Source organism: Parazoarcus sp. PS-13 R2A (assembly GCF_057621855.1).
Map to the genome: position 1 here is coordinate 1 of NZ_JBYEXN010000069.1, position 428 is coordinate 428.

Annotated in this window: 1 protein-coding gene; it reads left to right on the forward strand. The window is 66.8% G+C overall.

Features of this window, described 5'->3' with window-relative positions:
- The coding region (locus AC22G6_RS21860; protein WP_487368512.1) for an NAD(P)(+) transhydrogenase (Re/Si-specific) subunit beta at positions 1–428 on the forward strand (428 nt) is incomplete at both ends.

Sequence of the window (428 nt, forward strand, 5' to 3'; positions counted from 1 at the left end):
CTCAACGCCTTCACCGGTCTGGCCGTGGGCTTCGAAGGCTTCGTGCTCGGCAACCCCGCGCTGATCGTGGCCGGTATCGTGGTCGGTGCCTCGGGTACGCTGCTCACGCAGTTGATGGCCAAGGCGATGAACCGCCCGATCAAGAACATCATCTTCGCACCGCTCACCGGCGCGGCGGCAGAGGGTGAGGGCGAGGCCATCGAAGGCACGATGAAGGAGTTCTCCGCGCTCGATGCCGCGTCGGTGATGCGTTACGCGAGCAAGGTCGTCATCGTGCCCGGTTACGGCATGGCGGTGGCCGGGGCGCAGCACAAGGTGTGGGAGATGGCGCAGCTGCTCGAAGAGGGCGGGGTGGAGGTGGTGTTTGCCATTCACCCGGTGGCGGGGCGGATGCCAGGGCACATGAACGTGCTGCTGGCCGAGGCCGG